This window comes from Actinoalloteichus caeruleus DSM 43889, from assembly GCF_000429185.2.
In the GTDB taxonomy this organism is placed as follows: Bacteria; Actinomycetota; Actinomycetes; order Mycobacteriales; family Pseudonocardiaceae; genus Actinoalloteichus_B; species Actinoalloteichus_B caeruleus.
The window spans coordinates 3,643,103-3,655,964 of record NZ_AUBJ02000001.1 but is presented as its reverse complement, the minus strand read 5'-3'; the positions used below and the strand labels follow the sequence as shown (position 1 = coordinate 3,655,964).

15 protein-coding genes are annotated in these 12,862 nt (G+C 74.0%); 10 read left to right on the top strand and 5 right to left on the bottom strand.

Annotation, left to right across the window (positions count from 1 at the left end):
• Nucleotides 1-48 precede the first annotated feature (48 nt).
• On the bottom strand, nt 49-729 hold the full coding sequence (locus G443_RS14225; RefSeq protein ID WP_026417532.1) for a RibD family protein: 681 nt from the start codon (nt 727-729) through the stop codon (nt 49-51).
• Nucleotides 730-888: 159 nt separating this feature from the next.
• On the opposite strand from G443_RS14225, the gene G443_RS14220 reads away from it, so the two are divergent.
• Nucleotides 889-1,761: a helix-turn-helix domain-containing protein gene (locus tag G443_RS14220; protein WP_051313381.1), complete on the top strand. Its 873-nt coding sequence runs from the start codon at nt 889-891 to the stop codon at nt 1,759-1,761.
• 49 nt (nt 1,762-1,810) lie between these two features.
• Here G443_RS14220 and G443_RS14215 read toward each other — a convergent pair whose 3' ends face one another.
• Nucleotides 1,811-2,305, bottom strand: a complete 495-nt coding sequence (locus tag G443_RS14215) for an SRPBCC family protein (RefSeq protein WP_081715218.1) — start codon at nt 2,303-2,305, stop codon at nt 1,811-1,813.
• 230 nt (nt 2,306-2,535) lie between these two features.
• Here G443_RS14215 and G443_RS14210 point away from each other — a divergent pair, with 230 nt between their 5' ends.
• Nucleotides 2,536-2,919 (top strand): hypothetical protein, encoded by a 384-nt coding sequence (locus G443_RS14210; RefSeq protein ID WP_026417531.1) that lies wholly within the window; start codon nt 2,536-2,538, stop codon nt 2,917-2,919.
• A gap of 41 nt (nt 2,920-2,960) precedes the next feature.
• Here G443_RS14210 and G443_RS14205 read toward each other — a convergent pair whose 3' ends face one another.
• Nucleotides 2,961-5,243 carry a helicase-associated domain-containing protein gene (locus G443_RS14205; protein ID WP_026417530.1) on the bottom strand — a complete coding sequence of 761 codons (2,283 nt, stop codon included), beginning with the start codon at nt 5,241-5,243 and terminating at the stop codon, nt 2,961-2,963.
• A 114-nt stretch (nt 5,244-5,357) separates the two neighbouring features.
• Here G443_RS14205 and G443_RS14200 point away from each other — a divergent pair, with 114 nt between their 5' ends.
• The 8 genes from G443_RS14200 (at nt 5,358) to G443_RS14165 (ending at nt 11,199) form a co-directional block, all read left to right on the top strand.
• Nucleotides 5,358-5,543, top strand: coding sequence for a hypothetical protein (locus tag G443_RS14200; protein WP_026417529.1), 186 nt, complete (start codon nt 5,358-5,360; stop codon nt 5,541-5,543).
• 186 nt (nt 5,544-5,729) lie between these two features.
• Nucleotides 5,730-7,124 (top strand): NAD-dependent malic enzyme, encoded by a 1,395-nt coding sequence (locus tag G443_RS14195; RefSeq protein WP_026417528.1) that lies wholly within the window; start codon nt 5,730-5,732, stop codon nt 7,122-7,124.
• Nucleotides 7,125-7,232: 108 nt separating this feature from the next.
• Complete coding sequence (locus G443_RS14190) at nt 7,233-7,859, top strand: GNAT family N-acetyltransferase (RefSeq protein WP_030105179.1); 627 nt, start codon at nt 7,233-7,235, stop codon at nt 7,857-7,859.
• 45 nt (nt 7,860-7,904) lie between these two features.
• Nucleotides 7,905-8,396 carry a cyclic pyranopterin monophosphate synthase MoaC gene (moaC, locus tag G443_RS14185; RefSeq protein WP_026417526.1) on the top strand — a complete coding sequence of 164 codons (492 nt, stop codon included), beginning with the start codon at nt 7,905-7,907 and terminating at the stop codon, nt 8,394-8,396.
• Nucleotides 8,369-9,418 carry a molybdenum cofactor biosynthesis protein MoaE gene (locus tag G443_RS14180; RefSeq protein ID WP_051313377.1) on the top strand — a complete coding sequence of 350 codons (1,050 nt, stop codon included), beginning with the start codon at nt 8,369-8,371 and terminating at the stop codon, nt 9,416-9,418. Before moaC ends, G443_RS14180 begins: the two co-directional genes overlap by 28 nt.
• A 248-nt stretch (nt 9,419-9,666) precedes the next feature.
• Entirely contained in the window at nt 9,667-10,011 is a 345-nt protein-coding gene (locus G443_RS14175) for a hypothetical protein (protein WP_026417524.1), read from the top strand.
• A gap of 29 nt (nt 10,012-10,040) precedes the next feature.
• Entirely contained in the window at nt 10,041-10,763 is a 723-nt protein-coding gene (locus tag G443_RS14170; protein WP_026417523.1) for a hypothetical protein, read from the top strand.
• Nucleotide 10,764: 1 nt separating this feature from the next.
• Nucleotides 10,765-11,199 (top strand): hypothetical protein, encoded by a 435-nt coding sequence (locus G443_RS14165; RefSeq protein WP_026417522.1) that lies wholly within the window; start codon nt 10,765-10,767, stop codon nt 11,197-11,199.
• Nucleotides 11,200-11,394: 195 nt separating this feature from the next.
• Here G443_RS14165 and G443_RS26000 read toward each other — a convergent pair whose 3' ends face one another.
• Together G443_RS26000 and G443_RS14150 are read right to left on the bottom strand one after the other, a co-directional pair.
• Nucleotides 11,395-12,033 carry a transglycosylase family protein gene (locus G443_RS26000; RefSeq protein WP_443612868.1) on the bottom strand — a complete coding sequence of 213 codons (639 nt, stop codon included), beginning with the start codon at nt 12,031-12,033 and terminating at the stop codon, nt 11,395-11,397.
• Nucleotides 12,034-12,510: 477 nt separating this feature from the next.
• The gene (locus G443_RS14150; RefSeq protein ID WP_051313375.1) at nt 12,511-12,798 is read right to left on the bottom strand and encodes a MoaD/ThiS family protein; all 288 of its coding nucleotides are present in this window, start codon (nt 12,796-12,798) and stop codon (nt 12,511-12,513) included.
• Nucleotides 12,799-12,862: the final 64 nt, after the last annotated feature.

Genomic DNA, 12,862 nt, shown 5'->3' with positions numbered 1-12,862 from the left:
CCCGGATCGGAACACCGCCGGGCGCGACCGGTCGAACTCGACCGAGGATCAGGACGGCAGCCGGTACCGGAGCAGCACCACGTCGCCGACCGGGCGAGCCTCCACCAGGGTCATGCGTCGGTTCGACGTCCAGGGGAACTCGCCGTCGCCGACGAGGCGCGGAGCCCGGCGGTCCCCCACGAAGAACGGCGCGACGACCAGATGGAGTTCGTCGACCAGCCCGGTCGTGAGGAACCAGGTGTGGATCGCCGTGCCCCCCTCGACCAGCAGACGGCGCACCCCCCGCCCCGCGAGGTCGGCGAGCACCCAGGCCAGGTCGACCCGGGGCCCCGCGTCGACCACGACGGCCCGACCACCGACGTCCCGACCCAACACGCCGGCGGCCCGATGGGGCGCGTAGACGAGCTTCTCCACCGTCCCCTCGGTGAAGAAGGCCGCTCCGGGGTCGAGATCTCCGCTGGTGGTCAGCGTGACCTTGGTCGGCGAGGGCGGAACTCCCCTCGCCACGCGCGCCCGCCGCCGGTCCTCGGACCGCACGAGGAGTCGCGGGTCGTCCCGGCGGATGGTGTTGGCGCCCACGAGGATGGCGTCACAGCCCGCGCGCACCTCGTCCACCCGGTCGAAGTCGGCCTCCCCGGAGAGCAGCAGCCGGTCGGGCGAGGCGTCGTCGATGTGACCGTCCACGGACATCGCGCAGCTCACCAGGACATACGGCCGGTCCTCACCCATCGCGTTCCTCCTCGTTCGCCGCCCACCGTGGGCACGGCGTCACGATCCTCCCGCACCCGGATGGCCGGAACCGCCCCGCCAGCGGGGCCAGCCGCCCGCCGGGGACGCGGCCAGGGGCTGGGTCGGCACGCCCACCTCGGGCGCTGGCAGGGTGGGGGCATGTCTGCCACCACGGACACCGGCGGGCGCGCCGAGCGCGGCGACACCTCCTGGCACCCGGGCTCCGCCGGCGGGCCGTCGCGGTTGCCAGCCGGGCAGGGCCGGGCGACCTCGGCGGTGCGCACCGGGTCGTCGTACCGGGAGCACCCCGCCACCTCGCTGTGGCCGGGGCTGGCCGTGCGGTGGACCCAACGGGTCCCGGACGGCACACGCCACCACCAGCTCGTCCTGCCGGACGGGGCCGCCGACGTCGTGGTGTGGGACAGCGGCGTGGTCGAGCTGGTCGGCCCCACCATGGCACCGGTCGTGGTGGGCCTGGCGGGCGGGTCCCGGTGTCGTGCGATCCGCGTCCGGCCCGGGGCGCTGTCAGCGGTGTTCGGTGTCCCGGCGTCCCTGCTGCGTGACGAGGTCCTCCCCCTGGACGCGGTGCTCTCCCCCGCCGCCGCGCGGGAACTCACCGGGCTGGCCCTCGGGGAGCCGGGGGCGGCCGGTGCGACCCGCACGAGGTGGGCCTGTTCCGCTCCCGATCCGAGGGTGCGCCGAACGGTGGACCGGCTGGCGCGGGACCCGGCGGCCCGGGTCGAACGGATGGCCGCCGACCTGGGGGTGTCCGGTCGGCAGCTCCGCCGCCTGGTGCTCGCGCACGCGGGCCTCGGGCCGAAGGAGCTGCACCGCACGTTCCGCCTGCACCGGTTCCTCCGCCTCGCGGAGTCGCCGCACCGCCAACGGAGGTCCCTGGCCGGGCTGGCCGGGGAGGCGGGGTACGCGGACCAGGCGCACCTCTCCCGGGAGGTGCGGGCGCTGTCCGCCCTCAGCCCCGGCGACCTGCTCCGCCACCGGGCGGGCGAGGACGGTGTGACCGGTGCGGGGTGACGTCGGCGGAACGGTTCGGACCGGGGGAGGCCGTCGTGGCGGACCGGCCTCACGGATCCCGGTCCGCCGCCGAGGCCGCCGGTCCCACCAGGAGCGCGAGGCCACCAGCCCAGCCCATCGCCGTCGCCGTCCGGTACTGCCGCCGATCCTCCGGGGACACCTCCAACGCCGTCAGTCCGCTCTCCACCACCCGGACCAGCGTCGAGGTGGGTGACCGGGCCTCCAGTCGCACGGTGACGGTGGCCAGCCCGCCCGGCTGGGGTGGGCGTTCGGGAAGCGTCGAGCACCGGTAGCGGAGGAGCGTCGGCGGGTCGAACTCCTCCACGACCCCGAGGTACCCGCCGTGCTCACGCCGGCGGTACTCGACCAGGCCGCCCGCCCTGCCGTCCAGGGCCGCGCCGTCGAAGGCGTACCAGACCCGAGGGTGGTCCGGCCGCGTCACCAGTCGCCAGGCTCGTGGCGGCGGCACGTCGAGCACGACCTCCTGCCGCACGCTGCCCTCGTCCACCCTCGCCCCGCTCGTCCCTCGGTGTTCCCGCTCCATGACCGCATCCGGAGCACGAGGCCCGGAGCGGGAACGACGTCGCGTCGGCGCGGGTCAGGCCGACGGGACGGCTGCCGCCGCCCGGTCGCCGCACCCGGGGCGCCACCACCACACCGCGTGCCCACGTCCCCGCGGGCAGACTCGACGGCGACAGCGGGACGTTCGGCGACCGCCGCCGTTCCCACCCCGGCCCCACTCGGGGCGGTCCGCGCGGTCCGCCCGGGAGCGACATGCGAGCCGTCCAGGACGCGGTCCGAGCGTTGACCGCGAGGAACTTCACCCACGTTCGGCTGCCCGCGCGTGGCCGGACCGCGCGCGCCGAGCTCTTCGCCCGCGACCACGGGCTCCACATCGACCTGCTCAGGGTCACGGGATTGGCGGACGCCCACGCGGCGAGGATGGTGGCCGGCCCCAGCGGCCCCGGGAACGCCACCCTGCTGTGGGCGGCGGAGGGAGGGTTCGTCGAGGTGGTCGTCGAGTTGCTCTCCCTGCCCGAACCGGGTGAGCCGGGGGCGCCGACGTCGCCAAGCTACCGGGTGGTGCGTCCCCGGTACCTGTGGACCCGCCCGCCGTCGGGCCGCACCGGTGCGACGCCGCTCTGGTCGCCCAACTGATCAGGGCGGCGGGCCGCCCGAACCAGGCGACGCGGCTCCCCTCAGTCCTCCACCAGGGCCGCGCTGGTGATGCGGTGCAGCGGGTACCGGCAGGCGGCCTGGTCCTGGTCGAAGCCCTCCACGTACCCGCCGCCGATGCGGACGGGGCGCACCACCCGCTGGGTGGCGGTGCCGTGCGAGTCGACGAAGCCGATCCAGATGCTGCGCCCGGCGCGGACGGCCTGGTGCAACAGGCTGAGCGCCGCCGACGAGCTGGTCCCGTTCCCGACGCCCGAGGAGGCCGTGCGACCCCGTTGGGCCGCTCCGGCGCGGTCGCCCGCCCGGAGGTGCGCGACCAGCTCGAGCACCCGCTCCTCACCGAGGGCGCCGGTCGGCACGGTCCGCCGGCCCGGAGCGGCGCGCCGGGCCGTGCGGCGTCCGGGGGGTCGCAGATCGAGCAGCTGCCCGCCGGTGTCCTCGGCGGCCGGGGCGAACCCCGCCGCCCGCAACTCGGCGAGGACGTCACCGAGGGGTAGCGGGCTGATCGCCACCGTGGGGGCGATCCGGCGCAACCCGAGGTCGGTCGTCCTGGGACTGCTCAGCACCTCGGCGAGCAGGACGGGGTCCTCGCAGCGGACGAAGCACTCCGCCGTGCCGACCCTGAGCAGCCCGTGCCGCCGCGCCACGTCGTCGAGGAGGTAGGACAGCGACTGGGGGACGGGCGTCCTGGACCGGGTGCGGAAGAAGTCGTGCAGCTCGGCCGCGGTGTGACCGGCGTCGAGAGCTCGGCGCACCGTGCTCTCGGTGACCCGGTAGACGGTGGCCCCTCCCGCGGACTCCACGTCCGCGACCAGCCCCATCATGTCGCTGAGCCCGGGTTCGAGTGGGCCGGGGGCGACGACGGTCAGGTCGGCCTGGACCAGCACGTGGTCCACCGGCGGGGGCATCGCTGCCCCCATCAGGCGGGTCGGCTCGTCCTCCGGAGGCGCACCGCTCGCCTCGGCGAGCAGCGCCCTGCCCGCCGTGGAGAGCCCGCCCAACGCCAGCACGCCGAGCGAGGTCGCCTCCTCGACGGTCCACCGGGCCAGCTGGTCCCGGAGCCGTCCGCCGCGGCGGGGGGCCCGCCAGGCGAGGACCGCGACGGCCCGTTCCTGGTCGCGGACCACCGTGCCCGGGGCCAGCCCGGCGAAGAGATCCAGCACGCGGACCCGTTCCAGGGGGGCCTGCGGGAAGCGCAGGTCGTCGGAGAGCGGGCCGAGCGCGCGGTCGCGCTCGTCGCGCGCACCCGTCCGCCCGGGGAGGCGGGGGAGGTGGAGCCACGCCCTGGCCAACGCCCCCCAGCGCAGCTCGGGGGGCGCGCTCAGCCACTGGTCCGCCGTTGTGCTGAGCAGCCAGTCGCCCGACTCCTCCCCGCTGGCCGCGACCAGCCCCGCGCCCACCGCCAGCTCCACCAGCAGGGCGGCGTGCCCCTCGGCGCAGTCCACGGCCTTCGCGACCCGTTTGAGCTCCCGGACCGCCAACCCGCCGGACTTCAGGATGGGCGGGGGGTCGGCCGACCACAGGCGCAGCACCGCCTCCACCTGCCGGCCCAGTTCCATCGCCGCGCCGGCGGCGGTGGCGTCGACGAGTGCGGCGTCACGGGGGGCGGTGTCCAGGACCGGTGGGGTGCCGCGGAAGCCCGGGAGCGGGTCGGAACCGCGCAGGGCCAGCCCGACCTCCCTGGGCAGTTCGACGGTCTCGCTGTCCCGCCGCACCAGCAGCCCCGCCGCCAGCAGGCGTTGCACGGGCGTCCGGGGTGGTGTCGGCACCGGGCTGCCCGCCTCCCGGGTGGCCCCGACCGGCGGGCCCGCGGCGAGGGTGTCGAGCAGCCGGCGTTCCGGTTCGCCCAGTTCCGCCACCCTGGCGAGCGGGTCGACCCCGGCCAGGTCGGGGACCGACCTGCCCAGCCCGGCCGGGTAGGGGCCCAGAACCTCGCGGAGGCTGGGGACGACGGCGAGCTCAGCCCCGTCGCCCACGGTCCACACCAGCGCGCGGTGCGTGAGCGTGGTGAGCGAGTCGCGCAGCGGTTCGGCGGGTACCGCGTCGCCCAGCAGCCGGTCGAGCTCCGACCGGGAGGCGGGCCGACGGTCGGCGTCGAGGACCAGCAGGGCGGTGAGGATGTCCAGGCAACGGGCGTCGAGGTCATCGCAGGCCCGGGCGACGGACACCCGGACTCCGACGCGGGTGGCCAGGACCGAGCTGTCCGCGGGGGGCGGGGTGGCCACGTCAGGGCGCGCCCGCAGCAGGGCCGCGAGCGTGCCGTCGTCCTGGTCACGCAGCCAGTCCGCGAGTGAGGTGCCGGGCATCGGCGTCCACGTTAGCCCGTATCGGGCACACTGATGAGCAGCACCCGCCGCCCGTGGGGCCGTCAGGCGGCCGTCCGCCGGGTGCGAGACGACCCGTTGCGATCAGGAGGAGCCGTGGCCAAGCCTGTGCCGAGTGACCGGATGGAACCGACGTGGCCGGACGTCCACGAGGGCAAGTACGCGGTGAGCGAGCTGGCCGCCCCCGTGGCCGGGGCGCTGTCCCCCTTCGGTGAGGTGGAGTTCCCGCTGCCCCAGGACAAGCTGCCCTACCGGCACCCCGTCACCAGGATCAACAGGTGATGAACGTCAGACTGTGACGCCTCCGGGCGGCGCGCTCGCCCCGCGCCGCCTCCGGGGGCGCGCACGCCGCCCCAACTGCGGCTTCCTCCTCCGCCGGGCTGCTCCACCCCTGATCGCCACGCGAGCGCTGTGAACTACGCTGTCCCAACGCTATCGCGCCTGAACAGGTGAAACAGGGAGGACACGATGCCGGTTCCCGGCCCCGGCTACGCGATCACCGTCCGCGTGGAGGCTCCGCCGTCCGCGAGCGCCGCGGGTGATCTCACCAGCGCGGTCGGCAGGGTCGGCGGTGTGATCACCGCCTTCGACATCGTCGAGTCCCACACCGACCGGATCGTCGTCGACATCACCTGCAACACGACCTCGACCGAGCACGTCAACGACATCACCCAGGAGCTCGGTTCGCTGCCCGGCGTGACGGTCAGGAAGGTCTCCGACCGGACGTTCCTGGTGCACCTCGGCGGGAAGCTGGAGGTGCACTCCAAGGTCGCGCTGCGGAACCGGGACGACCTCTCCCGCGCCTACACGCCGGGCGTGGCCCGGATCTGCCAGGCGATCGCGGCCAACCCCGACGACGCCCGCCGGTTGACCATCAAGCGGAACACCGTCGCCGTGGTGACCGACGGTTCCGCGGTCCTGGGCCTGGGCAACATCGGTCCCGCCGCCGCGCTGCCGGTCATGGAGGGCAAGGCGGCGCTGTTCAAGAAGTTCGCCGACGTCGACGCCTGGCCCATCTGCCTGGACACCCAGGACACCGAGGAGATCATCCGCACGGTGGAGCTCCTCGCGCCGGTCTACGGCGGCATCAACCTGGAGGACATCGCCGCGCCGCGCTGCTTCGAGATCGAGCACCGGCTGCGCGAGAAGTTGGACATCCCGGTCTTCCACGACGACCAGCACGGCACCGCGATCGTGGTGATCGCCGCTCTCCGCAACGCCCTGCGGGTCGTCGGCAAGGAACTCGAGAACTGCCGGGTGGCCGTGTGCGGCGTCGGGGCCGCCGGGTCGGCCATCATCCGACTGCTGCTGCGCACCGCCCCCGCGGACGTCCTCGCCGTGGACGTGGACGGCATCGTCCACACCGGTAGGTCGGACATGGACCCCAACATGAAGTGGATCGCCGAGCACACCAACAAGGAGGGCGTGACCGGGTCCCTGCACGACGCGCTCGTGGGAGCCGACGTCTTCATCGGGGTGTCCGCGCCCAACCTCTTCGGCGCCGAGCAGGTCCGGACGATGGCCGACGACGCGATCGTCTTCGCCCTCGCCAACCCGGACCCCGAGATCGACCCGCTCGAGGCGCAGCAGCACGCCGCCGTGGTCGCGACGGGCCGCAGCGACTACCCGAACCAGATCAACAACGTGCTGGCCTTCCCCGGGGTCTTCCGGGGCCTGCTCGACGCGCAGGCCCACGAGATCACCGACGACATGCTGGTCGCCGCGGCGAGCGCCGTGGCCGACGTGGTGGACGGCGAGCGGCTGAACGCCTCGTTCATCGTGCCGAGCGTGTTCGACACGGCCGTCGCGCCGGCGGTGGCGGAGGCGGTCCGCGCCGCGGCCGAGCGGTCCCGGGAGGGCTGAGGGTCCCGGGGCGAAAACGGGATGACATCCGCCGCCCCGGTGGCGCAGGCTACGGCCGCGCCCCGGCGAAGGGGGCGTGGACTCCGACGGCGGAAGGTGCCCTCCACCATGTCATCCGGTTCCACCTCCGGGAACACCCCGGTGTCCGTACGCCTCGCGGTGGCCGAGGACGTCCCGGCGATCGGCCGCGTGCTCGCCTCGGCCTTCTCCGACTACCCGTTCCTCCGGCACACCGTCGCCGCCGACGACCACGCCGAGCGGGTGCGCCGGGGCCAGGAGCTGATGGTGGGGCGCATCGCGCTGCCCCACGGCCGCGTCTGGCTGGCCGAGTCCGGTGGGAGTGTCGTCGGTGCCGCGGCGTGGACGACGCCGGACACCGACGTCGAGGCGGCCTTCGGCCCGGTGGCGGCCGAGGTGGGCGAACTGGCGGGTGACCGGGCCGCGATCGCCGCCTCCGTGGAGGAGGCACTCACCCCGCACCGCCCCACCGAGCCCGTCTGGTTCCTGGCGACCATCGGGATCGACCCGAGCTGGCAGGGGCGGGGCGTGGGTGGCGCGCTCCTCCGGCCGGGACTGGCGGCCGCCGAGGAGGCGGGCTCAGACGCGTTCCTGGAGACCTCCGACGAGCGCAACGTCCGCTTCTACCAGCGGCACGGCTTCCGGGTGGTCGCCGAGGTGGACCTGCCCTCCGGTGGCCCGCGCACCTGGGCGATGCGGCGGGTGCCCGCCGGCTGACCTGGGGCGCGCCGGCGCACCTCCCACCGCCTAGGATCATGCGTCATGGACCAGCGTGCCCGGCTCTCCCACGTCGACGACACCGGTGCGGCCCGGATGGTGGACGTGTCGGAGAAGGCGGTGACGGCCCGCGTCGCGGTCGCCAGCGGTGTCCTGCGCACCACCCGGGAGGTGGTGGACCTGATCGCGGAGGGCGGTTTGCCCAAGGGTGACGCGCTGGCGACGGCGCGACTGGCCGGGATCATGGGCGCGAAGCGGACGCCCGACCTGGTGCCGCTGTGCCACCCCCTCGCGCTGTCCGGTGTCGAGGTCGACCTCCGTCCGGACGAGGACAGCGTGGCCATCACCGCCACCGTCCGGACCACGGACCGGACCGGGGTGGAGATGGAGGCGTTGACCGCGGTCACGGTCGCGGGACTCACGCTGCACGACATGGTGAAGGCCGTCGACCCGGCCGCGGTCCTCGACGGTGTCCGGGTGGAGAGCAAGGACGGGGGCAGGACGGGCTCATGGACACGGCCGACCGACCGGAACTGACGTCCGACCCTGGCGAGGCCAGGGTCATCACCGCGTCGAACCGCGCCGCCGCCGGCGTCTACCCGGATCGCACCGGGCCCCTGGTCGTCGACTGGCTCCGGCAGCGGGGGTTCCGGGTCCCCGACGCGGTCGTCGTCCCCGACGGGGCACCGGTGGCGGAGGAACTCCGACGGGCGCTCGAGGACCGCGTCTCGGTCGTGCTGACCACCGGGGGCACGGGGATCAGCCCGACCGACCGCACCCCCGACGTGACCCGGCCGTTGTTGGACCGGGAACTCCCCGGGCTCGCCGACGCGATCCGGCGGTCCGGGCTGCCCGCCGTTCCCACGGCCGTTCTCTCCCGCGCCCTCGCTGGCACCGCCGGTGCCACCCTCGTGGTGAACCTGCCCGGGTCGACAGGCGGGGTGCGCGACGGTCTCGCCGTCCTGGACGGGGTGTTCGCCCACGCCCTCGACCAGATCGCCGGTGGCGACCACCCCCCGGCCGTGCCCTCGGAGCCCTCGGGTGGCGCGGCGGACGAACAGCCGGCCGGGCCGGCAGCGTCGGGAACCGCGTCGCCGGCGACGGGGACGCCCGCGCGCCCCACCTCGGCACCGGGGCCGGAGATCCCCCTCGTGTCCGTCACGACGGGTCCGCTGAGCCTGGCGGACCACGCCTCGGCCGTGTCGCGCCGGCAGGCCGGTGCGGTGGTCACCTTCTCCGGGGAGGTCCGTGACCACGACCACGGGCGGGCTGTTCGGGACCTGGAGTACGTCGCGCACCCGAGCGCGGAACAGGTGCTGCGGGAGGTGGCCGAGGACGTGGCGGGCCGTATGCCCGGCCTGCGGGCCCTCGCCGTCAGCCACCGGGCGGGGTGGCTCGCCATCGGGGAGTGCGCCCTGGCCTGCGCCGTGGCCGCCGACCACCGGGCCGAGGCGTTCGCGGCCTGCGCCGAACTCGTCGACGAGGTCAAGCGGCGGCTCCCGGTGTGGAAGCGGCAGCGGTTCGCGGACGGTAGCGAGGAATGGGTGAACTGCCCGTGAGCGGTGGCCGCCCACCCGCGCATCCGGTGCGACATCCGTTGGGCGGCTGAGGGCGCGACCGAGGGCGATCCACCGTATCGCCCCCCTCCTGACGTGCGAATATCCACCATCGGATACGGAACTGGGCCGAGGGGCGGGGCGTCGGAGACGGTGACGGCCCCGTCGCCGGCAGCGCGGTGTCGACACCCGGTCCGAGGCCGGGGTGCCGGTGCGGGGCTTCCCCCGTCCCGCGACACCAGGAGGCCGCCATGGCCGGTTCGGGCTACGAGCTCGACGATCCGGACACCCTGATCACCCAGGGCCCCACCCTGCTGAACTCCCTCGCCGAGGACGCGAACACGGCATCCGAGTACGCCATGGAGCACATCATGGTCAAGTCGGAGGAGTTGGGCCTGGTCTACGGCTCCCTCGTCGAGTTCTGCACCCAGGTCGCCACGGCGATCTCCGGGAACGCGCTGGTGCTGCGCTCCCGGATGGAGGAGTCGGCGACGGCGATGAAGGCGGCGGGCGAGGACTACGCCGGGTTGGAGGAGTCCGAGGCCGCCAGGATCGACGCGACCTACTCGCCCGAGCACTCGTTCGACCAGGACTGACGGCTTCCGGCCCGGAAGGAGTTCGACGCATGGCAGCCAGCAGTCCCGCCGAGGTGCTCACCGCGCCGGAGGCGGAGGAGGTGATGCCGACGTGGGCCGAGAAGGTCCTCGGGTTCACCGACTGGTTCAGCATCACCCACTACATCAGGATGGGGTGCAAGGAGCTACTCGGAGTCGACCCCGTCACGGAGCTCGGCGAGAAGATCGTCGGGAACTGGGAGGAGGTCGGGAAGGCCGAGGCGGCGCTGAACAACCTCGCCGAGTTCCACGGCGCCTACGCCGACCAGCTGGCGGACCTGGTGCCCGGTCTCGCCTGGGAGGGCAACGCCGCGTCGGCGGCCGACGACTACTTCGGCAGGGTGGCCGAGGCCCTGCGGGAGCAGCGGACGGTGATAGCGGAGGCCGCGGAGGGCTTCGGAGAGCTCAAGCGCGCCATCTACTTCCAGTTGAAGGCGCTGGAGAACATCATCTCGGCGCTGGTCGACCTGGTCATCGAGCTGATCTTCGAGGCGTTGGGCGGAGCCACCGGACTGTTCACGGCGGGCACGACCACGGCGGTCGCGATCGCCGCCGCCGTCTACACCATCGGCAAGGCCCTGGCGAAGTGGGCGCAGGCCATCGAGGCCATCGGCCTGATGATCACGGCGGTGTACGCGCTGACCGGGATCGTCCAGGGGCTGACCGCCTCCCTGAACCTCGAGGAGACCGTCCCGCTGCCCGGGGCGGGCTACACGCACCCAGGAGGGAGCTGACGTGTCGACCACCGGTGGGAATCCCGAGTCCCGGGAACCGATGCTGGACATCGCGGGAGGAGACGAGGCCCGTTCTCGGCGCATCCTGCGTTCGGTGCGAGCGGCGCGGGACCGCGCGCGGGACCCCGAGCTGCGGGCGTTGCTCGACGATGTCGCCAACGGGCGGCGGGGGGCTCGGGACCTGTTGCGCGAACCCGCGTTCGCCAGGGCCGCCGCCCCGGCGCTGGTCAACCTCGCCGACGCCTACCGAGGGCTGAGTGAGGAGGAGCGGGCCGAGGCGGCCGAGGAGGGCCGGCGCCAGGAGGAGGAGGTCCAGGCGGAGGTGGACGCCGAGCGGCGGGCCGCGATGTTCGGGCCCCCGCCGAGCTCTCGGGGCCGCCGCCGCGACGACGAGGACGACGACGAGGACTTCGAGACGCGCGGCTATCTGCGTTGAGCGGCTGACCGCGTCGAACGGCCGCTGGCTGGGCGACGGGCCGGGGGAGCCGGTCCGGGGCACCGGCCGGTCCCGCGTCGTCACGTCCCGACACGCGAACGCCGAGGTCCCACCGCCCGGGGGAAAGCGGTGGGACCTCGGCGTGGGTTCGCGGTCGTCAGGAACCGTTCACCAGGATGACCTGACCGGTGTAGATCAGGTCGGCGTCGTTGATGACGTCCTCGTTGTCCTCGTGGATGCGCTGCCACGTGGTGCCGTGCTCAGCCGCGATCTTGGACAGCGTGTCGCCGGCCTCGACGGTGTAGTTGCCCTCGGGGTGGTTCTGGATGTCCGCGGGCTGGGCCGGGGCCGGGGCGGGGGCGGGGCCTCCGCCGCGACGGGCTCGGGGGCGGGCTCCGGCGCGGGAGCCGGCTCCTCGGCGGCGACGGGCTCGGGGGCGGGCTCAGGAGCGGCGACGGGCGCGCCCTCCTGCAGGTGCCAGCCGGTCTTGGCGCTGCAGGCCGGCCAGGCGTTGGGGCCCTGGACCGCGAGCACCCGCTCGGCGACCGCGATCTGCTGCTCACGGGTCGCCTGGTGAGCCATCGGCGCGTACTCGGTGCCGCCGAACTCGACCCAGGTGGTCGGGGAGAACTGCACACCGCCGTAGTAGCCGTTGCCGGTGTTGATGCTCCAGTCTCCGCTGCTCTCGCACTGCGCGAGCGTGTCCCAGTCAGCGGCCTGCGCGGTTCCGGCCATGGCCAGCGGGGCACCGACGATGGCGCCGGCGACGGCGATCCGGGCGAAGGTGCGGCTGGAAGCGGAAGCCTTGCGGTGCTTGCCTTGGTAGCGAGACATGTCCCTCTCTCCTACCCGCGCCTGCTGGAATCCGGTCCCGCTCGTGGCGGGGCGGCTCCCTGTCCGGCCTGGCGCTGGATGCGCCCTGGCTTTCTGAGTCCCTGTCCGGCTCTGTGGTTCGGGGGTGGGGAGCCCGCTGGACAGGGTTCGGCGCGGCGGACTCCTCGGTTGTCATGGCCGTTCGGGGCGACCGAGAGGCGACGCTACGTAAGCGCCGGACAAATCCCAAACCCTATCAATGGTGACGCTCGTCACAGTAACACGGAGGGGTGTTCATCGATGCGGCCATCGTGCCTGGTCAGCGGGCCGTTATCCCCCCGTGTCCATCCTGATATCGATCACGGCGCGTGAGTCCTGGCTCACGTTCCTTGCTCACGGTAGGCGATTGGGCGATCGACGGATGGTGATTACCCCCAAAGGGGTGAGGATGTGAAGTTCTTGTAGGGGAACGCTGGATGCGGAGGGTCAACGACTCGTTCAACCACCGGCGAACGGCGGGAGGACGTCCAGCTCGCTCCCGGCCGTGATCGGCGTGTTCCGGTCACGCACCGCTACACCGTCGAGGAGGAAGCTGCACCCGCGCAGCACCCGGCCCAGGCGCTCCCCGTGCCGGTCGCTCACCATCGCCAGCACCGCCGCCACCGTGGGCTCGCCGTCCGGGAGCGGCAGGGACTCCTGGCCCGTGCCGGCGGCCGCCCCGGCGCCCGCGAAGTACCGCACGACGATGCGGTTCCCGGCCTCGGGCGGCGACGTTTCGTGGCTCATCCTCCGCATCCTTCCTGGTGCTCCCTCCTCCGCCGCCTCGAGGTCCGCCGAGGGGGCGCGCGGC

Coding starts and splice junctions, on each gene's coding strand:
- G443_RS14225 (WP_026417532.1), bottom strand. CDS start 729: ATGGGTGAGGACCGGCCGTATGTCCTGGTGAGCTGCGCGATGTCCGTG.
- G443_RS14220 (WP_051313381.1), top strand. CDS start 889: ATGTCTGCCACCACGGACACCGGCGGGCGCGCCGAGCGCGGCGACACC.
- G443_RS14215 (WP_081715218.1), bottom strand. CDS start 2,305: ATGGAGCGGGAACACCGAGGGACGAGCGGGGCGAGGGTGGACGAGGGC.
- G443_RS14210 (WP_026417531.1), top strand. CDS start 2,536: ATGCGAGCCGTCCAGGACGCGGTCCGAGCGTTGACCGCGAGGAACTTC.
- G443_RS14205 (WP_026417530.1), bottom strand. CDS start 5,243: ATGCCCGGCACCTCACTCGCGGACTGGCTGCGTGACCAGGACGACGGC.
- G443_RS14195 (WP_026417528.1), top strand. CDS start 5,730: ATGCCGGTTCCCGGCCCCGGCTACGCGATCACCGTCCGCGTGGAGGCT.
- G443_RS14190 (WP_030105179.1), top strand. CDS start 7,233: ATGTCATCCGGTTCCACCTCCGGGAACACCCCGGTGTCCGTACGCCTC.
- moaC (WP_026417526.1), top strand. CDS start 7,905: ATGGACCAGCGTGCCCGGCTCTCCCACGTCGACGACACCGGTGCGGCC.
- G443_RS14180 (WP_051313377.1), top strand. CDS start 8,369: ATGGACACGGCCGACCGACCGGAACTGACGTCCGACCCTGGCGAGGCC.
- G443_RS14175 (WP_026417524.1), top strand. CDS start 9,667: ATGGCCGGTTCGGGCTACGAGCTCGACGATCCGGACACCCTGATCACC.
- G443_RS14170 (WP_026417523.1), top strand. CDS start 10,041: ATGGCAGCCAGCAGTCCCGCCGAGGTGCTCACCGCGCCGGAGGCGGAG.
- G443_RS26000 (WP_443612868.1), bottom strand. CDS start 12,033: ATGTCTCGCTACCAAGGCAAGCACCGCAAGGCTTCCGCTTCCAGCCGC.
- G443_RS14150 (WP_051313375.1), bottom strand. CDS start 12,798: ATGAGCCACGAAACGTCGCCGCCCGAGGCCGGGAACCGCATCGTCGTG.